The following is a 22,184-nucleotide window of genomic DNA, read 5'->3' on the forward strand; positions in this document are numbered from 1 at the left end:
AACGCGCCCGTGGTGCTCAGGCCAGGTAGGCCGGAGCGCTCACGGGCAACGTAAATCGGAACTCGGCGCCGCCGCCGGGGGCGCGTCCGACGGTGATGGTGCCGCCGTGGGCTTCGACGATGCCCTTGACGATGTACAGCCCGAGGCCGGTGCCGCCGCGCTTGCTGCCCCGCCAGAAGCGGGTGAAGACGCGGTTCATGGACTCCTCCGGGATGCCACTGCCTTCGTCGCTCACCGTGACCGACGTACCGGTGTCCTCCCCTTCCCGGGGGGACGCCGTGGGCGTGACGTCAATCGTGACGGTTCCCTCGCCGTGCCGCACCGCATTTTCCAGCAGGTTGCTCAGCACCTGGTCGATCTTGTCCGGGTCGGCCCACAGATCGGGCAGCGGCTGCTCGATCCGCAGCAGGAACCGGTCGGCCGGCTGCCCCGCGGCGACGTACGCCTGGATGTGCCGCCCGACGGCCGCGCCGATGTCGACGGGCTGCCGCCGCACTTCGAGCCGCCCGGAGTCGATCCGCGAGATGTCCAGCAGCTCCGCGATGAGCCGGGTGACCCGATTGGCGTCGGCGTCCACGGTCTCCAGCATCAGCTTCTTCTGGTCGTCGGTGAACCGCTCCCACTTGGCCAGCAGCGTCGCGGTGAATCCCTTGACCGACGTCAGCGGCGAGCGCAGCTCATGGGCCACGGTGGCGATCAGCTCGGCGTGGCTGCGCTCGGTGCGGCGCCGGGCCTCGGTGTCGCGCAGGGAGACGACGACCCGGCGGACGGGGCCCTTCGGCTCCGTACGGATGTAGCGGGCCGATACGAGGATCTCGCGCGCCCCGGGCAGGAGCAGGTTCCGCTCGGGCTGTCCGACCCGGATGGCGAGCCCGCCGTACGGGTCGGTCAGCTGCCACCAGCGGCGGCCTTCGAGGTCTTCTAAAGGGAGGGCCCATTCGAGGGGGCGGCCGAGGGCGTCGGCGGCGGGGGTGGCGGTGATCCGGGCGGCGGCGGCGTTGAAGCAGATCACGCGGCCGTTCTCGTCGGCCACGACCAGTCCGTCGGGGAGGTCGTCGGGGTCGATGCCGAGCTCGGCGAGGTCATCCTGCCGGGCCGCAGGTGTGGCGAGCACGTCCCGTGCCCCCCGTGCGCTGCTCGTGCCGACCCTCATCCCCGTACCCCACCTCTCGCGTTGTGCAGTGGGCCCCCGAGCCCGTCACCCTACTAGCTGGGCGTGACGGTGCGGCACCCTCCGAAGGCGCGCTGTGCACGGGCGGACGCGTAGAGACATACGGCGGCGGCGGTCGCCAGGTTCAGGCTTTCCGCCTTTCCGTGGATCGGTACGCGTACGACGGCGTCGGCGAGCCCCCGCGTCTCCTCGGGCAGCCCCCACGCCTCGTTCCCGAACACCCACGCCGTGGGCCCGCCCATCGTCCCTTTGTCCAGCTCGTCGTCGAGGTCGTCCTGTCCCGCCCCGTCGGCCGCGAGAATCCGCACACCGGCGCTCCTGAGCCCCGCCACGGCCTCATCGACGGGCACGCCGACGGCGACGGGCAGATGGAACAGCGACCCGACGGAGGCACGCACGGCCTTGGGGTTGTAGAGGTCCACGGAGGCGTCGGTGAGCACGACGGCCTCGGCCCCCGCGGCGTCGGCGCAGCGCAGTACGGTGCCGGCGTTGCCGGGGTCGCGGACGTGGGCGAGCACGGCGACCAGCTTGGGACGGCCCTTGAGGATCGTCTCGAAGGGGGTGTCGAGGAACCGGCAGATCCCGACGAGGCCCTGCGGCGTGACGGTGGTGGAGATGTCGGCGACGACCGCCTCGTCGGCGAGGTGCACCCGTGCCCCGACGGCGCGGGCCTCCCCGACGATGTCGGCGTACCGCTCCGCGGCCTCGACCGTGGCGAACAGTTCGACGAGGGTGGGCGTGCCCTGCACCTGGTGCCCGGCCGCCTCCCGCACCGCCTGCGGGCCCTCCGCCAGGAACAGCCGGTCCTTGCCCCGGAAGTTCCGCTTCGCGAGCCGCCGCGCGGCGGACACGCGGGCGGAGCGGGGGGAGATCAACTCGGGGGCGGGGGGCATGGGTCACCTTTTGGATCGGGTGGGTGAGCGGGTGGACTGGGCGCCTGAGAGCTCGGGGAGTGCGGTGCGTTCGGCGAGTGCGGGTGGGTGGGGCTCCTCGCGCAGTTCCCCGCGCCCCTCAAAGACCAGGCCCCTGCGGGCCTGAAAAGCACGGGCGCAGCCCCTGCTTTTCAGGGGCGCGGGGAACTGCGCGAGGAGCCCCACGCACCCGCAGCCGACAACGCACCCGAAAACGCCCGGACCCGCAGGCGGCGAACACCTGCGGGTCCGGGTCACAACACACGCGGGGCTCGAGCCAGCGCGAGCGTCACGCTGCCTTGGGCGCGTTCACGTCCGCCGGCAGCGCCTTCTGGGCCACCTCGACCAGCGCGGCGAAAGCCGTGGCGTCGTTGACGGCCAGCTCGGCGAGGATCTTGCGGTCCACCTCGATGTTGGCGGCCTTCAGACCCTGGATGAGGCGGTTGTACGTCATGCCGTTCTGGCGGGCCGCAGCGTTGATGCGCTGGATCCACAGCTGACGGAAGTCGCCCTTGCGCTTCTTGCGGTCGTTGTAGTTGTAGACCAGCGAGTGGGTGACCTGCTCCTTGGCCTTGCGGTACAGGCGCGAACGCTGACCGCGGTAGCCGGAGGCCTGCTCGAGGATCGCCCGGCGCTTCTTGTGGGCGTTGACTGCCCGCTTGACGCGTGCCACTTGTTAACTCCTTGTAGCGGGGCCGTGGGTGTCCTCACACGACCCGAATTCGATGGGGTCCCGGTCCTGACGTACGGCGCGCACCGATCGGTTGATCAGGTGCCGTCGCGTCACTTGCCGAGAAGCTTCTTGATCTTCGCGGCGTCGCCCGGGGCCATCTCGGCGTTGCCGGTGAGGCGACGCGTCACGCGGGACGACTTGTGCTCGAGCAGGTGGCGCTTGCCGGCGCGCTCACGGAGCACCTTGCCGGAGCCGGTGATCTTGAAGCGCTTGCTGGCACCGCTGTGCGACTTGTTCTTCGGCATAGCGCCGTTCTCTCCTCGTCAGTGGCGCTCCGGTGCCCGGTCGCGAAACCGGGCACGACGGAACGTCATTTCTATCGGTTGACACCCTGGACCGGTGTCCAGGGTTTCCCCCGGACTCGCGTCCCGGGGACTTACGCCTCGGCAGGCTCCTCGGCAGGCGCCTCGACCTCGGCCTCGACGTCGTCGGAGTCGGCGGCGTTCTGCGACTTGCCGGGGTTGGCCTTCGCTTCGGCCTTGCGGGCTTCCTGCGCCTGGCGGGCCTCGGCCATCGCCTCGGTCTTCTTCTTGTGCGGACCGAGAACCATGATCATGTTTCGGCCGTCCTGCTTCGGGTTCGACTCGACGAACCCGAGGTCCTCGACGTCCGAAGCGAGACGCTGCAGCAGTCGGTAGCCCAGCTCGGGCCGGGACTGCTCGCGACCACGGAACATGATCGTGATCTTGACCTTGTCGCCCTGCTTGAGGAACCGGACGACGTGACCCTTTTTGGTGTCGTAGTCGTGCGGGTCGATCTTCGGCCGGAGCTTCATCTCCTTGATGACCGTGTGCGCCTGGTTCTTGCGCGCCTCACGGGCCTTCATGGCCGACTCGTACTTGAACTTCCCGTAGTCCATGAGCTTGCAGACCGGCGGACGTGCGTTCGCGGCCACCTCGACCAGGTCGAGGTCGTACTCCTGCGCAAGCTCCAGGGCCTTGGCAAGCGGAACAATCCCGACCTGCTCGCCGCTGGGACCGACAAGTCGCACCTCGGGAACGCGAATCCGGTCGTTGATGCGGGGCTCGGCGCTGATGGATCCTCCTCGGTAGCACCACACGACGGTCTGGCGGACCGCCGCGTTATGTCTGGTTGACATCCGGACCAACCATCGCGGCGCATGAAAAATGCCCCGGACGGGACACAGGCGGGGCTCCATGTACTGCCGGAGCACCGCCGCGGGTGTGCCGCGGGGCGCAATATCGGACGACTCCACCGTCCGTACGGAACGGTGGGGGCCGCCTGACCGGATGACCTGCCATCCCGGGGGACGGTCAGGTGGGAGTTCGGAGCCTCCACTTGCGGGCCGGGCACACAGGTGTCCAGCCGGTCGTAGAACTAACCATAGCGGGTTCAAACCTGCGGTGCCAATCGGGGCGCAGCGGACTCCCGCAGGTCGGGGCGTACGCGCCGGGGCCTATCGTGTGGGGCATGAGTGAGACCCCTCCTGAGAACCCCGACTTCGACTCGATGACCCGCGACATCGCCGAGGTCCCCGCGGTCGAGGTGATCGTGACGGTCGCCGTCAACCTGATGAGCGCCGCCGCGGTGAAGCTCGGTCTGACCGAGGAGGGCGACAAGTACAAGGACCTGGACGAGGCCCGCAAGCTGGTCACCGCCCTCGCCGGTCTGCTGGACGCGTCCGCGACCGAGATCAGTTCCTTCCACGCGGCCCCGCTGCGCGACGGTCTGAAGTCGCTGCAGCTGGCGTTCCGCGAGGCGTCGGTCGTCCCGGACGAGCCGGGTCAGGGCCCGGGCGAGAAGTACACGGGCCCGATCTACGGCTAGGCCTTCGATCCCGCTTTCGCTGGCGTACGTACGGCTCTCACCGGCGTACGGACAGCTTTCACCGGCGTACGTACAAGGGCTCGCCCGGCGGCGTCGCCCCGGCCGGCAGCAGTGCCAGGTCGAGGCCGCGTACCAGGCGGGCCCGCAGCGTCTCGTCGGCGGCGAGTCGTCCGGCGACGGACCGCGCGGTCTCGGCCTGGGCGGCGGCGGGGTCCAGGACGAGGGCGAGGGTGCCGTCGGCCTGTCCGGGGCCGAGGTGGGCGCGGAGGACGGCCGGCTCGGCGGCGACGGCGGAGCGTACGGCGTCGAGGACGGCGGGGTCGACGAGCGGGTCGGTGGTGGTGCGGCCCTCGGCGAGGGCGAGCAGGGCGCGGCCGGTCAGCTCGTAGGGGACGGGCCCGGCGAGGTCGAGGACGATCGTGTCGGCCTTCTCGTGCGCGGCGGCCTGCAGGGCCTGGTGCAGCGGTACGGCGACGGGGCGGGCGGCGGGGTCCCAGCGGGCCAGGGAGTCGGTCGAGGTGAAGGCGGGCAGGGCCGTGCGGTCGCCGGCCTTCAGGGTCGGGACAGCCATGTCGCTGGTCTTCTCGCGGCGCAGCCCGTTCTCGTCCACCTCGACCTCGCCGAGCACGGCCACGACGGGGACGAGCAGCCGGGCGCCCTTGAGCGCTTCGAGGACGGGGCCAACGGCGGTCCGGTCCTCGGCCCAGGCGGCGAGCGCGGCGCTCAGCCGGGGGTCGGCGGAGCCGTCGTCGTCGGAGAAGCCTGGGTCGGGAATGTTCTTGTTCGCCACGGTCGTCGACCCTATCGGGGGACGTCTCCCAGGCGTTCGGCAGGCCGGAAACGTGACGGTCACATCACTCACGGTTTTCTCAGCTTTTCCTGACAAGCATCTAACACGCGCCTAACCCGCCGCACAGCCCGGCGCAGAACCATCGCGGCATGCCCTCTCCCAGAGCGCGTCGCCTCGCCCGCCCGTCCGGGCGCCGTCCGTTCGTCCACGCCGCGCTCGTCGCTCTCGTCCTGGTGGGCGGCACGGCCGCCGGGACGGTGTACATGAGGGCCCAGGCGCAGGACGGCGGGAGTTCCGCCGTATCGTCGTCGGCGTCATCGTCGGTATCGCCCTCGCCCTCGGCCTCCGCCTCCACCGCGCCGGGCGCGGACACGGTCGCTGAGGAGGCTTCGGTGGAACCAGTGGCGGCGCCCGAGGCGGACCACGACGAGCTGCTCGCGGCGGCCCTGGCGGACGTGGCCGTCGAGGACGGGGCGGCGGTGTCCGTGGCCGTGCTCGACGTGGCGTCCGGGGACTCGGCCGGGTACGGGGACGCACGGTTCGACACCGCCAGCATCGTGAAGACGGACATCCTGGCGGCGCTGCTGCTCCAGGCGCAGGACGCGGGCCGGCAACTCACCGCGCAGGAGAAGGCGTACGCCTCCACGATGATCCGTGACAGCGACAACGTCTCCGCGACGGCTCTGTGGATGGCCATCGGGCGGGCGGACGGCCTGGACGCCGCGAACGAGCGGTTCGGGCTCACGGACACCGAGGGCGGCGACGGCCTGTACTGGGGCCTCACCCAGACCACGGCCAGCGATCAACTCGCCCTGCTCCAGCAGGTGTTCGGGGACGACGACACGTCCGTGCTGAGTGCGGCCTCGCGGGCGTACGTCCAGGAGCTGATGGGACAGATCGCGGCGGGCCAGGACTGGGGGGTGTCGGCGGCCGTGTCCGGGTCCCCCGCGGCGGCGTTCGCCCTGAAGAACGGGTGGTTGCCGCGTACCGCGACCGGGCTGTGGGTCATCAACAGCGTCGGCCGGGTCACGGTGGACGGGCGGGAGTACCTGGTCGCGGTGGTGTCGAACGGCAACACGACGAAGGCGAAGGGGATCTCGCTGGTGGAGGCGGCTGCGAAGGCGGCCGTCTCGGTGTTCGGGGACACGGAGAGTCCGGCGGACGCGACGGTCACGGCGAGCGCGGCCACGACGTCGTAGGAGCACGGGGTCATAGGCGTACGGGGCCGGAGGCGTACGGGGCCGGAGGCGTACGGGGCCGGAGGCGTACGGGGCCGGAGGCGTACGGGATCGTAGGCGTACGCGTGAGTATCGGCGTGGGCCTGGACCCGGACCCGGGCTTAGGCCTGGGCCTGGGCCTAGGCCTGAGCCTGAGCGTCAGATGACGTACTCGTCGGGGCGGCCGCGACCGCGTCCGCGCCAGACCACCACCGCGGTGACCAGCAGGACCACGCCCAGGCCGCCCGCGGCGGGGGCGGCCCAGCCGGCGGTCGGGTCCTCCTCCTCGACCGGGTCCGGGCCCGAGCCGAAGTACTTGCCGCCGTACGAGGCGGACGCGAGGTCGTCGGGCGTGAGCTTGCCGCCCTCCTCGATGGCGGCCGCCGGGTCGACGAAGCCGAAGCCCCGGGAGTCGTCGCGACCGCCGACGGGGACTTCGCGGGCGGTGCTCTCCAGGAGACGCTTGACCTGGGCGGGGCTCAAACCGGGGTGGGCCGCCTTGATGAGGGCGACGGCGCCGGAGACGAAGGCCGCGGCGGCGCTGGTGCCCCAGCCCTCGTAGTACTTGCGGTCGGGGTCGGCGATGACGACGTCCACGCCGGGGGCGCTGACGGTGGCGTACCAGCGGCGGGTGGAGAACGGGGCGCGGTCGCCGTCCTCGTCGACGGCCGTCACCGCGATCACGCCCGGGTAGGCCGCCGGGTACGAGATGTGGTCGCCCTTCTCGCCGCCGTTGCCGGCCGAGGCGACGACGATCGAGCCCTTCGCCAGGGCGTACTGGACGGCGGCGTCCTCGGAGGGCTCGGGGTGGGCGGACTCGGAGTCGTCGCCGAGGGAGAGGTTGATGACGTCGACGTCCTGGTCGGCGGCCCAGCGGATGCCCTCGGCGAGGGCGTTGCCGCGGGTGCTGCGGGCCTTGGAGCGGGCCGAGTCACCGTCTTCGAGGATCACGCGGACGGGGAGGATCTCGGCCTCGGGGGCGATGCCGAGGACGCCGTCCCCGTCGTTCACGCCGTGTCCGTGTCCGGCGATGATCCCGGCCATGGCGGTGCCGTGGCGGGCCCAGGAGCGGTCGCCGCGCGACGCCCCGAAGCCGACCATGTCCTTCGTCGGCAGGACGTTCCCGGCCAGGTCCGGGTGCTCGTCGTCGACGCCCGTGTCGAGCACGGCGACGGTGATGCCGGCGCCCTTCGTCGTACGCCACGCCTCCTGCGTGTGCATCGCGCCCAACGCCCACTGCTGGTCCCGGATGCCGTCGGCGTGCGCGGCGGTGGACGGCAGGAGGGCCAGGGAGGCGGCGAGGGGGACGCTGAGGAGCCCCAGCCGCGAGGGCCGACGACGACGCGGCCCCCGCCGACCGCCTCCGGCGACGACCGCGGACGCCTCGTCCCGCATCGCGATCCCGGCCCGGGTGGGCGTCGGGGCTTGCCCGGATGCGCTCGCCGACGTGGCCGTGATGGCTGACGTGGCTCTCTCGGCGGTCTCGGCCTTCCCCGCTGTCGGGGGTTTCGCGGCGGTCTCGGGTTTGTGGGCTTTCATGAAGGCTGCTCCGTGGCGGACGCGGCGGTCTTGCGCAGGCCGCGTTCGACGCGGTCGGCGAGGCCCTTCGCCTCGTGGCCGAGGCCGGACTGGGCGGGCGCGGTGGTGGCGCCGGACTTCATGGCGTCCTCGGCGGGCTGCGGTTCGGTGACCGTACGGCCGTCGGCGAAGCCCGAGACCGCGTACACGACGACGGGGACGTCGGTGAGGACGGAGATCGTCCAGGAGGCCCGCTGGTCGTCGCCGAAGCCGGCGGCGACGGTGTCCTCGGCGGCGTACGGGCGAGGCATCAGGTCGGTACGGCGGTCGAGGCCGTCCTTGGTGAAGCGGTTCCTGAGCGCGGCCATGGCGGCGGTGTCGGTCTTGGTGAACAGCAGGCCGACGGTGGTGACGTTGCTGTGGGTCGCGTCGGTGTAGGTGGCGCGCAGCAGCCGCAGGCAGCCGACGGGGGCGAGGGCCTTGCGCAGCAGCGGGTCGAAGGCGTCGGCGCAGCCGCTGTCGGGCGCGACGGCGACCCGGGTCCAGGTGCGGTCGGTGCCGCCGGGGCCGGCGCCCTCTCCCCGGACGGTCGGCGGGAACAACTCGTCGACGGGTACACCGTGCCACAGCTCTCCGGCCGCCGCGAAGGTGTCGCGGGAGCTGTCCGCCCCGGGGTCGCCGCTGAGCCAACTCCCGGCCGCCGCACCGCCGATGAGGCCGACGCCGAGCACCACGCACGCGGCGACGGCCGCCGCCCGTGCCTTGGTGGGCCGCGGCTTGCGCCGCCCCTCGTCCGACTCGGGCGGCGTCCACGGCGAGGTGTCCGGCTGCGCGAACGTCACGTAAGGCCGCCCGGGGGACGCCCCGAGCACGGAGTCGAGCGCTTCGGCCGACCGCCGGGAGGACGCCGACGGAGGCTGCCAGCCACCGGGGCGCTCCGGGGTGATGGGCCGCGGCCGGGGAGTGCCCTCGGGACCGGTCTCCTCGGGCAGGGGACGACGGAGGGGCGAGGCAGGGGGCGGAACGGCACCTCCGGGAGCGGAGACGCCGTTGTGGGGCGCCGACCTCGGGGGCGGTCCGGACGGACGGGGCGACGTGGAGCCGGGGGCGGAGTCGGAGGGACGGGGCGGGCGGCCGCCGCCGGAGGAGGAGCCGGAGGGCCGGGGTGGTGCGCCGTCGGCGGAAGGGCCGGACGGCCGGGACGAACGGTCGTCGACAGGCGGGGCCGAGTCACCGGCACGGGCACCCGAGGTCCGCGCGGCACCCGCACGCGGTCCGGCGTCGCGCACCGAGGGTGGGGTCTCGGGGAAGCGTGCCGGGGCCGAGGGCGGGGTGTCGTCCGGGAGACGGGCGGCGGGCGGGCCGTCCGGGAAACGAGCCGACGCCGCCGGTGGGGCGTCCGGGAAGCGGGTCGAGGCCGACGGCGGGGCGTGGAGGAAACGAGTCCAGGCCTCCGGTGGGGCGTCGGAGAAGCGAGCCGAGCCCGCCGGTGGGGCGTCCGGGAAACGGGCGGAAGCCGCCGGGGGCGGCGGGGTGGCCGGGGTGCCGCCGTTCTGGCTCGCGGCGCGCCGGAAGTCGGAGAAGCGCGGGTGTTCGGCGCGGCGCTGGGCGGTGCCGCCGTCCACGGCGGAACCACGCGCCGGGTTACGGCCGGTCATCGCCTGGCCGGAACCCCCCACGGGAGCCTGCTCCGTCACAGCCTGACCCGAACCACGCACGGGGCTGCGCCCGCCCGCCTGCCCGGAACCACGGACAGCACCCTGACCGCCCGCCTGACCGGAACCACGAGCAGCACCCTGAGCACCCGTCTGACCGGAACCACGCGCGGAGCGCTGTCCGGTTGGCTGGCCGGAGCCTCGCGAGAGGCCGCCCTGGCCGGCCGCCGGGCCGGAGCCGTGCGTACGGGAGGGCAGGGGGCCGGCCTGGCTGCCGGAACTCCGGTTGTTCTCCGTGGTGTTCGGCTTGTTCTCCGTGGTGTTCGGCGTGTCCGCCGTACCCGGGTGCCGTACGTCCCGAGTCGCGCCCGGCGTCGGCGAAGGCGCCGAGGACGGACGAGGCGGGCTGCTGGGTCGCGCGGGGGCACCCGCCACCGGGGGTCGCTGCGGGCGGCGTGGCACAGTCGGGCCGTTCCCGGTCGAGGGCTCGCGATCCGGGCGGGGCGGCAGGGCCGAGGATCCCCCCACCGGGCCGGAGCGGGGCGGAGGAAGCGGGCCGGACGGACCGGAGGCCGACCCGGCCGCAGCGGACTCGCGCGAGGGAGGCGGCGCCGATCCGTCTCGCACCGGCGGCACCGGACCGGCGGCGCCACCCGCGGACGGACGCGATCCCGCATCACCTGCGGCGGACGGACGCGCGCCCGGCGCCTCGCTGTCGTCCCTGGGTGCCCACGCCGGCGGTCGAGTCGGGGCCCCCGGCGTCGCGGTGGCCGAGGTCGGGTCGCCCGGCGTCGCGGCGGACGGATCCTGGCCCGGTGGTATGGACGGGCGGGGTGGGGCCGGCGGGCGCGGGGGGATGGAGGCGCGGCGCGCTTCGGTGCTCATGCACCCCCCGTTTCCTCGTCCCGTGCGGACCCGGAGGTCGTCCGGGCGCCCGACCACCCGTGGGGAGCGGTCGTCACGCATACCGTGGGAGTCGGCCCGCCGACGGCCTGCCAACACCACGGGCAAGCCATACCCGTGGCAGCGGATCGGCATCCCCGTCGAGGTCGTCCCTGCGTGCGCGTCACTCTACGGGTTGGCCCCCGCCGAACGGGAACCAGTCCGCCGGCCCGCGGCTTCTGCCCGGAACGTCCCCCTACCCTGCGGTAATCATGTCTGGCAGGCTTCGTGCATGACTGCGCGCGCCGCCGACCGGGCCCGGTACGACCGGGCCACAGCTCATCTCGACGCCCCTCTGGCGATCGTCGACCTCGACGCCTTCGACGCGAACGCCGACGACCTCCTCCGCAGGGCCGGCGGCAAGCCGATCCGCGTCGCGAGCAAGTCCGTTCGCTGCCGGGCGCTCCTGGAGCGGGTCCTGGCCCGTGAGGGCTTCCAGGGCATCATGTCGTTCACCCTCGCCGAGTCCCTGTGGCTGGCCCGTTCCGGTTTCGAGGACATCCTCCTCGCCTACCCGTCGGCCGACCACGAGGCCTTCGCCGAACTGGCGGGCGATCCCAAGCTCGCCGCCGCGGTGACCGTCATGGTCGACGACCCCGCCCAGCTCCAGCTGATCGACAACTCCCGGCGGGGCGGCACCGAAGTCGTGCGCGTCTGCCTGGAGTTGGACACCTCGCTGAAGCTGCTCGGCGGACGGGTGCGCGTCGGCGCCCTGCGCTCCCCGTTGCGCTCCGCCGCGCAGGTCGGCGAGATGGCCCGCGCCGTCGCCGAGCGCCCGGGGTTCAAGCTGGTCGGGATCATGGCGTACGAGGGCCATATCGCCGGTGTCGGCGACTCGGTGGCCGGGCGGCCGTTCCGGTCGCGTGCCATCCGGCTGATGCAGGCCACCGCGAAGAAGGAGCTGGCCACGCGGCGGGCCGAAGTGGTGCGCGCCGTACGGCGGGTGGCGCCGGACCTGGAGTTCGTCAACGGCGGCGGCACGGGCAGTGTGCAGCACACGGCGGCGGAGGACGCGGTCACCGAGATCGGCGCCGGTTCCGGGCTCTATGTGCCTCGGCTCTTCGACAACTACACCTCGTTCAGCGGGCGTCCGGCCGCGCTGTTCGCCATGCCCGTCGTACGGCGCCCCGGGGTCGGGGTCGTCACCGTCCTGGGCGGCGGCTACCCGGCCTCCGGCGCGCCCGGCCCCGACCGGCTGCCGGTGCCGTATCTGCCCGAGGGGCTGAAGTACGACCCGCAGGAGGGCCCCGGCGAGGTGCAGACCCCGCTGCTCGGCGCGCCCGCGGACGACCTGCTGCTCGGCGACAAGGTGTGGTTCCGGCACGCCAAGGCCGGCGAGCTGTGCGAGCGGTTCGACGTGCTGCACCTGGTCGAGGGCGACGAGGTGACGGCGGCCGTGCCGACGTACCGCGGCGAGGGCCACACGTTCCTGTAGCGGGGCCACATGTTCCTGTAACGGGGCGCACGTGCCTGCAGCGGGGCCACATGTTCCTGTGGCCCCGGAGCGGCCGGGAGCCCCACCGGGGTTCCCGGCTCCGCACGCGCCGTGGGCCGGCTCGGGCTCACGACGGGCCGAGGCTGCTGCCCACTCCCCCGCCCGTATCCCCGTCCCCGCCCGCGTCGCCCACCGGCCGGATGCCCTCGACGATCTCGTCGATGTCCCCGACCGGCGGACCGTCGTCGCCCGCGTCGACGGCGAACCGGACGAGGACCGGGGCCTCGGAGCCGCGGCCGGACGGGAAGACGAGGGACTGGACGTAGCCGCCGGGTCCGGCCCCGGTCGTGACGCGCCAGCGCACGTAGTAGCCGGCCCGGCCCGCGACGGCGACCGAACCGGAGCCGACGACCTCGTGGCCGGTGATGCCGTCGTACGGCTGCCGGTCCAGGACGTCGCGGTCGAAGGCGTCGTTGGCGGCGTCCTCGATGTCGTTCTCGGCGAGGGCCTTCGGGGAGGTCTCGTCGCTGCCGGTGACGGTCCGTGAGACGACGACGCCACCGCGGCACACCCCGCCCTCGCCGGGGCAGTCGAAGGTGCCGTCCGTGACCAGGACCGCGTCCTCCTCGCCGGATCGGTCGCCGTCCTCCCAGCCGTCGGGGATCGGGAAGGTGATGCCGTTGAGGTCGTCCACGACGACGCTCGGGTCGCCGGTGGGGGACGCGGTGGCGGGCTTCGTGGGGGACGGGCTGTCGTTCCCGTCGGCGTCGGAGGTCGGGGAGGTCGTGGCGGTCCTCGTCTCCTGGCCGCCGTCGCCGTCCTTGCCGAGCAGGAGGACCCCGCCGGTGACCGCCCCGGCGACCAGGACGGCCCCGACGACGGCCAGCGCGACGACCTTGGTGCGGCCGGCGCCCCTGCCCGGGGGCGGCTGCGGCTGGAACACCGGCTGCACGGGCTGCTCCGGCTGGCGCCGGTGATCGGTCCAGGCGGTCCCGTCCCACCAGCGTTCGGTGAGCGGGAAGGACGGGTCGCTGTACCAGCCGGGCGGAGGCGAACTGCTCATCCCGGCACTCTAATCACACACCGACGGTGTCGGTGTTCCGGTTGCCCTAGAGGGGGGTGACGTAGGCGCCCGAGATGCCCCCGTCGACCAGGAAGTCGGTGGCGTTCACGAAGGACGAGTCGTCGCTCGCGAGGAACGCGACGGCGGCCGCGATCTCGGTGGCCTCGGCGAACCGCCCGACCGGGATGTGCACGAGCCGGCGCGCGGCCCGCTCCGGGTCCTTCGCGAACAGCTCCTGGAGCAGCGGGGTGTTGACCGGCCCCGGGCAGAGCGCGTTGACACGGATGCCCTCCCGCGCGAACTGCACGCCCAGCTCCCGCGACATGGCCAGCACGCCGCCCTTGGAGGCCGTGTAGGAGATCTGGGAGGTCGCCGCGCCCATCCGGGCCACGAACGACGCGGTGTTGATGATCGAGCCCTTGCCCTGGCGCCGCATGTAGGGGATGGCTGCCTTGCAGCACAGGTACACGGAGGTGAGGTTGACCTCCTGGACCCGCTTCCAGGCCTCCAGGCCGGTCTCCAGGATGGAGTCGTCGTCGGGCGGCGAGATGCCCGCGTTGTTGAAGGCGATGTCGACGCTGCCGTAGGTGTCGTACGCGGTCTTGAACAGCGCCTCGACCTGCTCGGGGTCGGTGACGTCGACCTTCACGAAGATCCCGCCGACCTCTTCGGCGACCGCCTTGCCGCGCGCCTCGTCCACGTCGCCGCAGACGATGTGCGCGCCCTCGGAGGCGAGCCGGCGCGCGGTGGCGAGGCCGATGCCGCTGCCGGCGCCGGTGATGACGGCGGTGCGGCCGACCAGACGGCGGCAGATGTTCTCGTCGGGAGATGAGGTCACTGTGCGGGGCCTTCCGTGCTGATGAAGACGTTCTTGGTTTCGGTGAAGGCGGTCAGGGCGTCCGGGCCGAGTTCACGGCCGATGCCGGACTGCTTGAAGCCGCCGAAGGGGGTCCAGTAGCGGACGCTGGAATGGGAGTTGACGGACAGGTTGCCCGCGCGGACACCCTGGGAGACGCGCAGCGCGCGGCCGACGTCCCGGGTCCAGATGGAGCCGGAGAGGCCGTACGGGGTGTCGTTGGCGAGCCGCACGGCGTCGGCCTCGTCGGTGAAGGGCAGCAGGACGGCCACCGGGCCGAAGATCTCCTCGCGGGCGGCGGCCGAGTCGGGCCGCTCCCCGGTGAGCACGGTCGGCGGGAACCAGAAGCCGGGGCCCTCGGGGGCGCTGCCCCGCAGGGCGGCGGCCTCGTCGGGCACGAACTCCCTTACGCGGTCCAGCTGCTGACGGGAGATCAGCGGGCCCATCTGGGTCTTCTCGTCGGCGGGGTCGCCCACGACCACGGCGGCCAGCGCCTCGGCGAGCAGGCTCCGGACCTCGTCGTACACGGACTCCTGGACCAGGACGCGGGTGCGGGCGCAGCAGTCCTGGCCGGCGTTGTCGAGGAAGGAGAAGGGGTCGACGGCGGCCTTGAGGTCGGCGTCGGCGAAGACGATGTTCGGGCTCTTGCCGCCGAGTTCGAGGGTGACCTGCTTGACCTGGTCGGCGCAGAGTTCCATGACGCGCTTGCCGGTCCGGCTGGAGCCGGTGAAGACGATCTTGGCGACGCCGGGGTGTCGCACGAGGGCCTCGCCGGTGATGTCACCGCGTCCGGGCAGGACCTGGAAGAGGTGTTCCGGGAGTCCGGCCTCCAGGGCGAGTTCGGCGAGGCGCAGCGCGGTGAGCGGGGTGGTCTCGGCGGGCTTGAGGAGCACGGCGTTGCCGGCGGCGAGCGCGGGGGCGGTCCCCCAGGCGGCGATCGGCAGGGGGAAGTTCCACGGCGCGATCACGCCCACGACCCCGAGGGGTTCGAGGATCGTGACGTTCAGGCCGCCGGGCACGGGGATCTGCCGGCCCGAGAGCCGTTCGACGCCGCCGGCGGCGTAGTCGAGCAGGTCCCGGACGTTGCCGGCCTCCCAGCGGGCGTTGCCGAGGGTGTGTCCGGCCTCGCGGACCTCCAGGCGGGCGAGTTCCTCGACGTGGTCGTCGACCACGGAGGCGAAGCGGCGCAGCAGCCGGGCCCGGTCGGCGGGGGCGACGGCGGCCCAGGCCCGCTGTGCCTTGTCGGCCCGGCGCACGGCCGCGTCCACGTCCTGCTCGGCGGCGCCCGCGACGGTGGCGATGACCTCCTCCGTGGCCGGGTTGAGGATGTCCAGGGTGTGGTGCTGGGACAAGTCGTTCCTCACAGACGTTCGAAGGAGCGGCGCAGCTCCCAGTCGGTCACGGCGGCGTCGAAGGCGGCCAGCTCGACGCGGGCCATGTTGCTGTAGTGCGCGACGACCTCGTCGCCGAAGGCGGCCTTGGCGATGGGGCTGTTCTCCCAGAGCTCGGCGGCTTCGCGGAGGGTGGTCGGCACCTGGTCGTATCCGGCGGTGTACGCGTTCCCCGTGCACACCTCCGGCAGTTCCAGCTTCTGCTCGATGCCGTACAGCCCGGCCGCGATCAGCCCGGAGACGGCGAGGTGCGGGTTGACGTCACCGCCGGGGAGCCGGTTCTCGAAGCGCATCGAGCGGCCGTGGCCGACGACCCGCAGGGCGCAGGTCCGGTTGTCGTATCCCCAGGCCACGGCGGTCGGCGCGAAGGAGCCCGGCTGGAACCGCTTGTAGGAGTTGATGTTGGGCGCGTAGAGCAGCGAGAAGTCGCGCAGCGCGGCGAGCTGTCCGGCGAGGAAATGCCGCATGACCTGGGACATCTCCTGCCCGTCGGCCATGACGTTGGCGCCGTCGGCGTCCGCGAGCGAGAGGTGGATGTGACAGGAGTTGCCCTCGCGCTCGTTGAACTTCGCCATGAAGGTGAGCGAGACGCCCTCCTGCGAGGCGATCTCCTTGGCGCCGGTCTTGTAGATCGCGTGCTGGTCGCAGGTGACCAGGGCCTCGTCGTACTTGAAGACGATCTCGTGCTGGCCGGGGTTGCACTCGCCCTTGGCGGACTCGACGGTCAGCCCGGCGGCCTCCATGTCGTTGCGGATCCGGCGCAGCAGGGGCTCGATTCGGCCCGTGCCGAGGACCGAGTAGTCGATGTTGTACTGGTTCGCCGGGGTCAGCCCCTTGTAACCGGCGTCCCAGGCCTGCTCGTAGGTGTCCTTGAAGACGATGAACTCCAGCTCGGTGCCCACGTTGGCCGTGTAGCCCAGTTCGGCGAGGCGCTCCAGCTGGCGGCGCAGGATCTGGCGGGGCGCGGCGACGACCGGTGAGCCGTCGTTCCAGGCCAGGTCGGCGATCAGCATGGCCGTGCCCTCGTTCCACGGCACCCGGCGCAGGGTGCTCAGGTCCGGGCGCATGGCGAAGTCGCCGTAGCCGCGGTCCCAGGAGGACATCGTGTAGCCGTCGACGGTGTTCATCTCGGTGTCGACGGCGAGGAGGTAGTTGCAGCCCTCGGTGCCGTGGTCGAGCACGTCGTCGAGGAAGAAGCGCGCGGCGAACCGCTTGCCCTGGAGGCGCCCTTGCATGTCGGGGAAGGCCAGGACGACAGTGTCGATCTCACCGCCCGCGACGAGGGCGTGGAGTTCCTCGACGGAGAGCGGGGGTGTGCGGTCTGCCACGGGAAAGCCTCCTAGAAGCTTCTTCGGCCACCCCGGAGCCATTCAGCCACCCGGGAGCCATAAGGTATTACCCGTAACCATTAGTTGGGAAGGGGCAACGTCCACATGTCGCAGACAGGGGCGGAACCGGGCACTCCCTGGGCCGACGACCGGCTGGCGTCCGTACTGCGGCCGGTGCGGGCGGGCAACGGCTTCGAGGAGGCCCTGGAACAGATCCTGCAGGTGGTCCGTCTCGGCCTGGTGCCGGGCGGCGAGCGGCTGCCGGCGGAGCGCGAGCTGGCCGAGCGGCTCGGGATCAGCCGGGTGACGCTGCGCGAGGTGCTGAAGGTGCTGCAGGACCAGGGTCTGATCGAGGCGCGGCGCGGGCGGTACGGAGGAACGTTCGTGCTGCCGCGCGTCGCCACCCCGGGCGAGGACGAGCTGCGCCGCCGCCTGAAGGGCATCGACGTCGAGGACACGCTGCGCTTCCGGGAGGTGCTGGAGGTGGGCGCGGCCGGGCTGTGCGCGGCCCACGGCCTGACCGGCGACCAGACCGAGCGGCTGCGGACGGCCCTGGCGCGTACGCACAACGCGCCGCTCACGGAGTACCGCCGCCTGGACACCCTGCTCCACCTCACCGTCGCCGAACTGTCCGGCTCCCCCTCGCTCGCCGCCCAGTACGCGGCCGTCCGCGCGGGGGTCAACGACCTGCTCGACTGCATCCCGCTCCTGGTACGGAACCTGGAGCACTCGCAGCAGCAGCACACGGCCCTGGTGGAGGCCGTTCTCGACGAGGACGCCGAGGCGGCGCGGGAGATCATGCGGGAGCACTGCTCCGGCACGGCGGCCCTGCTGCGCGGCTTCCTCGGATGAGACCGGCCGTGGGACCGACCGTGGGACCGGCGCCGAAAGTGCACGGATTTACGGACGCGTAACGCAGGGGTATTGCTTTTCGGCCACCCACCCCACAAAGGTATGGATCCATTCCTTTGCGTGGGGAGAGTGCGCCATGTCCCTGAAAGCCACGGAGACCGCCGATGCGGCGGACGACTATCTGGAGCGCCGAACGCTCCGCCGGGGCAGCGCCGGCTGGGTACTGCTGACCGGCCTCGGCGTCGCCTATGTCGTCTCCGGCGACTTCTCCGGCTGGAACCTCGGCCTCGCGGAGGGCGGCTTCGGCGGTCTGGCGATCGCCACGGTGCTCATGGGCACCATGTACGCCTGTATGGTCTTCGCCCTCGCCGAGCTCTCCGCGATCCTGCCCACGGCGGGTGGCGGCTACGGCTTCGCCCGCCGGGCGCTCGGCCCGTGGGGCGGCTTCCTGACCGGCACGGCGATCCTGATCGAGTACGTGCTCGCACCGGCCGCCATCGTGATCTTCATCGGCGAATACGTGAAGTCGCTCGGCCTGTTCGGCCTGACGTCGAGCTGGCCGGTCTATCTGTTCTGCTTCGCGTTCTTCATCGGCATCCACCTGTGGGGCGTCGGCGAAGCACTGATCGCCAGTTTCATCGTGACCGGCATCGCGGTGTTCGCCCTGATCGTGTTCGCCCTGGGCGCGCTGCCCGACTTCAGCGTCTCGGCCCTCGACGACATCCCGGTCGACTCCTCGGCGTTCGGCGCCAGTTCATGGCTGCCGATGGGACTGCTCGGCATCTGGGCGGCATTCCCCTTCGGCATGTGGTTCTTCCTGGGCGTCGAGGGCGTGCCGCTGGCCGCCGAGGAGACCAGGGACCCGGCCCGTACGCTGCCGAAGGCGATCCGCTGGTCCATGGGCGTCCTCGTGGTGCTGGCCGTGATCACCTTCCTCGCCGCCGCCGGGGCGCGCGGCTCCGCCGCCATCCAGGACGCCGGCAACCCGCTCGTCGAGGCGCTCCAGCCGGACGGGAAGGCCACCGCGCTCAGCCGTTTCGTGAACTACGCCGGTCTGGCCGGCCTCGTGGCATCCTTCTTCTCCTTGATCTACGCGGGCTCCCGGCAGCTGTTCGCCCTCTCCCGGGCCGGCTACCTGCCCCGGGTCCTCTCCCTCACCAGCGGCCGCAAGGCCCCGTACCTGGGCCTGCTGGTCCCGGGCACCATCGGCTTCGCGCTGGCCGCCGCCACCGGCGACGGCGGCCGGATGCTGAACATCGCCGTCTTCGGCGCCACGATCAGCTACGCCCTGATGTCCCTGTCGCACATCGTCCTGCGCCGCCGGGAGCCGGGGCTGGAGCGGCCGTACCGTACGCCGGGCGGGGTGCTGACCTCGTCGGTCGCCCTGGTCCTCGCGTGCTCGGCGCTGGTGGCGACCTTCCTGGTGGACGTGACGGCCGCGTTCATCGCGCTCGGCGTGTACGCGGTCGCGGCGGCGTACTTCGGGCTCTACAGCCGTAAGCACCTGGTGGCCAAGGCGCCGGAGGAGGAATTCGCCGCGCTGGCCGCCGCCGAGGCAGAGTTGGCCCGGGACTGACCGTGCCGGACCACGACCGTGGAGTCGGCACGGAACCGACCGTGCCGGGCCATGAGTGCGGGACCGGCGCGGGAACGACCGTTCCGTTCCATGAGTGAGGAGCACGTGTGACCAGGCCGCTGATCGGTGTGAGTACGTATCTGGAGTCCGGCGCGCGCTGGGGCGTCTGGGAGCTGGAGGCGGCCCTGCTGCCGATCGGCTACCCCCGGCTCGTGCGGGCGGCGGGCGGCGTCGCCGCGATGCTGCCGCCGGACGACCCGTCGTACGCCGCCGGGGCGGTCGCCCGTCTCGACGGCCTGGTCATCGCGGGCGGGCCCGACGTGGACCCCGCCCTCTACGGCGCCGAGCGCTCCCCGCGCTGCGGCCCGCCCGCACCCGAGCGCGACGCGTGGGAGCTGGCCCTGATCAGGGCCGCGCTGGACTCCGGCACACCGCTCCTCGGCATCTGCCGGGGCATGCAGCTCCTGAACGTCGCCCTCGGTGGCACGCTGATCCAGCATCTCGACGACCACGTCGTCGAGGTCGGCGTCTTCGGCCGCCACCCCGTCAAGCCCGTACCGGGCACGCGCTACGGCGACCTCGTCCCCGAGGAGACCGACGTCCCGACCTATCACCACCAGGCGGTGGACCGACTCGGCGACGGCCTCCTCGCCTCGGCCTACGCGTCCGACGGCACGATCGAGGCCATCGAACTGCCCGGCCCCGCGTGGGTGCTGGGCGTCCAGTGGCATCCGGAGATGGGCGAGGACGTACGGGTGATGAGGGCACTCACGAAGGCGGCGTCCACAGCCACCTCGTGCGCCTGACAGCCCTGGAGAGCGAGGGGCGCAGCCCCCGCTCTCCAGTGGCGCGGGGAACTGCGCGACCAGCCCCCACCGAACGCGCACCCGCGGGTCGAAGGGGCGCAGCCCCTGGAGGAAGGGACGGATAGGGGCGGCGGAGGCGAAGAACACCCTCACCCAAGGCGTACCCTCAGCCACTCCACCGCGGCCTCTCCCTGCGCACGCTGGAAAGGGCGCAGGGTGGGAATGCCGGGGACCGGCGCGCGGCGGGAGCGCTCGATCAGGAACCCCGCGAAGGCGGCCAGGGTGGCGGTGACGCCGTCCGGGTCGGCGTCCCGGCCCAGGGGGTGGGTCGTGAACACCGCCTCGGGATCGGGTCCGCCCTGGGCCCGGACGCAGGGCAGCAGCAACAACAGGTCGAACCAGGGCGCCGCCCCGCTGAGGGCGTGCGGCCAGTCGACGAAGACGACCCGGCCGTCCCCGGTGAGCAGCATGTTGTCGGCGCGCAGATCGCAGTGGGCGAGGGTGTCGCCGACGGCGAGGTCGGCCCAGCGGGCGGAGAGTGCGGCGAGCCGGGGCAGACGCCGCACGGTCCACAGGTCGAGCCCCGCCCCCGTGTCCCCCTGGTCGATCATCCGCTGCCACCCCCGGAAGGTGCCGGTCAGGCTCTCCACCAAGGGCGGCGCGGTGATGGGCGCGGGCGTGAGCGTACGGCTCAGCTCTCCCACCGCGTCCAGCACGACCCCCAACTCGCCCTTCCGCCAAGGGACATGAGGCTGTCGGCCCACCACGTCCTCGAACACCAGGGCCACCCACGTACCGTCGTCGTACGTACCGAGCAGCCGGGGCGCGGGCACCTTGGCCGGCAGCGCGGCGGCGTTGCGCGCCTCGTCCCGGTGGATGCCCGGGCTGTCGGGGTTGGCGTGCGCGCTCACCGCCTTCACGAAGGCGCGGCGCCCTCCGGCCGTGGCGACCCGCGCGGCGACCCCGGGCGAGAACCCTCCGGACTGCGTCACCGCCTCCACCACCGGGTCACCGAGCACCTCCGCGACGGCGTCACGGACGGGCGCGGGCAGGTCCCCCCAGGGCTTACGGACGCCGGTGGCGGGCGGGGCGGTGGAGGTCATGCCCGCCATGGTGGAGGTTCCGCGCCCACCTGTGCCAGGGCTTTTCCCGCGCTCCCACCACCCTCCTCGGACGCTCAACCGCCGACCGCGGCCCCCCGGGTGAGCCCCAGCAGATCCCGCGCGGGCCCGGTCGGCCGATGCCCGGTCGGCCACACCGCCCGCAGGGCGCGCCGCAGACGTACGCCGTCCACGGGGATGCGGACCAGGCGGCGGGCGGAGAGTTCCTCGCCGAGGGCCAGCTCGCTCAGGACGGCGGGCCCGGCGCCGCTCAACGCGGAGGACTTGACCGCGGTGGTGGAGGAGAGCTCGATGAGGGGGCGGGCCAGGCCGCCCAGGGCCGCCTCCAGGACCTGCCGCGTGCCGGATCCCTTCTCGCGCAGGATCAGCGGCGTGGAGGCCAGTTCGCCCGCGTCCAGGGGCTTGCGCCGGCGCGCCCAGGGGTGGCTCGGCGCGGTCACGACGATCAGATGGTCGTGCGCTATCACGGCCGCGTCCAGTCCGGCCGGAACCGTCGGCCCCTCGACGAAGCCCAGGTCGGCCTCGTCCGCGAGCAGCCGCTGCGCGACGACCGTCGAGTTGCCCGCGAGGAGCGACACCGCCGTGTCCGGGCGCGCGGTGCGCAGCGCGATGAGCCAGCCGGGCAGCAGATACTCGGCGATGGTCATGCTCGCGGCGACACGGAGCCGGGAGTCGCGCCGGTCCCGCAGCGCCTGCGCGCCCACGTCGAACGCCTCGGCCGCCTCCACGATCCGCCGGGCCCAGTCCGTGACGAGCGCCCCCGCGTCGGTGAGCCGGGACCCGCGCGGCGACCGGTCCACCAGCGCGACCCCCAACTGCCGTTCCATCGAGCGGATCCGGCTGCTCGCGGCCGGCTGGGTGATCCCCAGCTCCCGGGCCGCCCGCCCGAGCGAGCCCAGCCGGGCCACGGCCAGCAGCAGTTCGAGCGCCCCGAGATCCGGAACCCGATGGGCCAGCCCGCCCCGCTGCTCGCTCTCACTCATAACCCCAGCTTATGCCCCCATACAACCGAACTCCCTGGTGGGTCCCGC

The 22,184-nt window shown here is 72.8% G+C and carries 20 protein-coding genes; 6 read left to right on the forward strand and 14 right to left on the reverse strand.

Annotated elements, in window-relative coordinates; genetic code table 11:
* Positions 1–16: 16 nt before the first annotated feature.
* The 5 genes from OG272_RS09115 to infC all read right to left on the reverse strand — a co-directional run bounded on the left by OG272_RS09115 (position 17) and on the right by infC (position 3,875).
* The gene (locus OG272_RS09115; protein WP_327730534.1) at positions 17–1,153 is read right to left on the reverse strand and encodes an ATP-binding protein; all 1,137 of its coding nucleotides are present in this window, start codon (positions 1,151–1,153) and stop codon (positions 17–19) included.
* Between the two features lie 53 nt (positions 1,154–1,206).
* Positions 1,207–2,064, reverse strand: a complete 858-nt coding sequence (locus tag OG272_RS09120; protein WP_327730533.1) for an RNA methyltransferase — start codon at positions 2,062–2,064, stop codon at positions 1,207–1,209.
* Positions 2,065–2,371: 307 nt separating this feature from the next.
* Entirely contained in the window at positions 2,372–2,755 is a 384-nt protein-coding gene (rplT, locus tag OG272_RS09125) for a 50S ribosomal protein L20 (RefSeq protein ID WP_184896197.1), read from the reverse strand.
* Positions 2,756–2,865: 110 nt separating this feature from the next.
* Positions 2,866–3,060, reverse strand: coding sequence for a 50S ribosomal protein L35 (gene rpmI / locus OG272_RS09130; RefSeq protein ID WP_003977225.1), 195 nt, complete (start codon positions 3,058–3,060; stop codon positions 2,866–2,868).
* A 131-nt stretch (positions 3,061–3,191) separates the two neighbouring features.
* Positions 3,192–3,875: a translation initiation factor IF-3 gene (gene infC, locus OG272_RS09135; RefSeq protein WP_405896000.1), complete on the reverse strand. Its 684-nt coding sequence runs from the start codon at positions 3,873–3,875 to the stop codon at positions 3,192–3,194.
* A 371-nt stretch (positions 3,876–4,246) separates the two neighbouring features.
* Between infC and OG272_RS09140 the strand changes: the two genes are divergently transcribed.
* The gene (locus OG272_RS09140; protein ID WP_328222620.1) at positions 4,247–4,603 is read left to right on the forward strand and encodes a DUF1844 domain-containing protein; all 357 of its coding nucleotides are present in this window, start codon (positions 4,247–4,249) and stop codon (positions 4,601–4,603) included.
* 58 nt (positions 4,604–4,661) lie between these two features.
* On the opposite strand, the gene OG272_RS09145 is transcribed toward OG272_RS09140, so the two are convergent.
* The gene (locus tag OG272_RS09145) at positions 4,662–5,393 is read right to left on the reverse strand and encodes an SseB family protein (protein WP_326584008.1); all 732 of its coding nucleotides are present in this window, start codon (positions 5,391–5,393) and stop codon (positions 4,662–4,664) included.
* 149 nt (positions 5,394–5,542) lie between these two features.
* On the opposite strand from OG272_RS09145, the gene OG272_RS09150 reads away from it, so the two are divergent.
* On the forward strand, positions 5,543–6,592 hold the full coding sequence (locus OG272_RS09150; protein WP_327730532.1) for a serine hydrolase: 1,050 nt from the start codon (positions 5,543–5,545) through the stop codon (positions 6,590–6,592).
* Positions 6,593–6,769: 177 nt separating this feature from the next.
* Here the strand turns inward: OG272_RS09150 and mycP are convergent, their stop codons facing one another.
* Positions 6,770–8,005, reverse strand: a complete 1,236-nt coding sequence (mycP, locus tag OG272_RS09155) for a type VII secretion-associated serine protease mycosin (protein ID WP_327732301.1) — start codon at positions 8,003–8,005, stop codon at positions 6,770–6,772.
* 140 nt (positions 8,006–8,145) lie between these two features.
* Positions 8,146–9,825 carry a hypothetical protein gene (locus OG272_RS09160; RefSeq protein WP_405893029.1) on the reverse strand — a complete coding sequence of 560 codons (1,680 nt, stop codon included), beginning with the start codon at positions 9,823–9,825 and terminating at the stop codon, positions 8,146–8,148.
* A gap of 1,132 nt (positions 9,826–10,957) precedes the next feature.
* Here OG272_RS09160 and OG272_RS09165 point away from each other — a divergent pair.
* Entirely contained in the window at positions 10,958–12,160 is a 1,203-nt protein-coding gene (locus OG272_RS09165) for an amino acid deaminase/aldolase (RefSeq protein ID WP_328222622.1), read from the forward strand.
* 127 nt (positions 12,161–12,287) lie between these two features.
* Here the strand turns inward: OG272_RS09165 and OG272_RS09170 are convergent, their stop codons facing one another.
* Genes OG272_RS09170 through OG272_RS09185 form a run of 4 tightly spaced genes read right to left on the reverse strand, consistent with a single transcriptional unit; the run spans position 12,288 to position 16,798 of the window.
* On the reverse strand, positions 12,288–13,223 hold the full coding sequence (locus OG272_RS09170; RefSeq protein ID WP_405893031.1) for a DUF2510 domain-containing protein: 936 nt from the start codon (positions 13,221–13,223) through the stop codon (positions 12,288–12,290).
* Between the two features lie 46 nt (positions 13,224–13,269).
* Positions 13,270–14,061 carry a 3-oxoacyl-ACP reductase gene (locus tag OG272_RS09175; RefSeq protein ID WP_326584003.1) on the reverse strand — a complete coding sequence of 264 codons (792 nt, stop codon included), beginning with the start codon at positions 14,059–14,061 and terminating at the stop codon, positions 13,270–13,272.
* Entirely contained in the window at positions 14,058–15,431 is a 1,374-nt protein-coding gene (locus OG272_RS09180; RefSeq protein WP_328507578.1) for an aldehyde dehydrogenase family protein, read from the reverse strand. Before OG272_RS09180 ends, OG272_RS09175 begins: the two co-directional genes overlap by 4 nt.
* 8 nt (positions 15,432–15,439) lie before the next feature.
* Complete coding sequence (locus OG272_RS09185; protein WP_326584001.1) at positions 15,440–16,798, reverse strand: glutamine synthetase family protein; 1,359 nt, start codon at positions 16,796–16,798, stop codon at positions 15,440–15,442.
* A 105-nt stretch (positions 16,799–16,903) separates the two neighbouring features.
* Between OG272_RS09185 and OG272_RS09190 the strand changes: the two genes are divergently transcribed.
* The 3 genes from OG272_RS09190 to OG272_RS09200 all read left to right on the forward strand — a co-directional run bounded on the left by OG272_RS09190 (position 16,904) and on the right by OG272_RS09200 (position 20,032).
* Complete coding sequence (locus OG272_RS09190; protein ID WP_326584000.1) at positions 16,904–17,650, forward strand: FCD domain-containing protein; 747 nt, start codon at positions 16,904–16,906, stop codon at positions 17,648–17,650.
* Between the two features lie 136 nt (positions 17,651–17,786).
* On the forward strand, positions 17,787–19,226 hold the full coding sequence (gene eat, locus OG272_RS09195; RefSeq protein WP_328507577.1) for an ethanolamine permease: 1,440 nt from the start codon (positions 17,787–17,789) through the stop codon (positions 19,224–19,226).
* A 107-nt stretch (positions 19,227–19,333) separates the two neighbouring features.
* Positions 19,334–20,032: a gamma-glutamyl-gamma-aminobutyrate hydrolase family protein gene (locus OG272_RS09200; protein ID WP_326583998.1), complete on the forward strand. Its 699-nt coding sequence runs from the start codon at positions 19,334–19,336 to the stop codon at positions 20,030–20,032.
* Positions 20,033–20,181: 149 nt separating this feature from the next.
* Here OG272_RS09200 and OG272_RS09205 read toward each other — a convergent pair whose 3' ends face one another.
* Both OG272_RS09205 and OG272_RS09210 read right to left on the reverse strand, forming a co-directional pair.
* Positions 20,182–21,135, reverse strand: a complete 954-nt coding sequence (locus OG272_RS09205) for an aminoglycoside phosphotransferase family protein (RefSeq protein WP_326583997.1) — start codon at positions 21,133–21,135, stop codon at positions 20,182–20,184.
* A gap of 74 nt (positions 21,136–21,209) precedes the next feature.
* Positions 21,210–22,136, reverse strand: a complete 927-nt coding sequence (locus OG272_RS09210; protein ID WP_326583996.1) for a LysR family transcriptional regulator — start codon at positions 22,134–22,136, stop codon at positions 21,210–21,212.
* Positions 22,137–22,184 lie beyond the last annotated feature (48 nt).

The organism is Streptomyces sp. NBC_00104 (genome assembly GCF_045160825.1).
Taxonomy (GTDB): Bacteria; Actinomycetota; Actinomycetes; order Streptomycetales; family Streptomycetaceae; genus Streptomyces.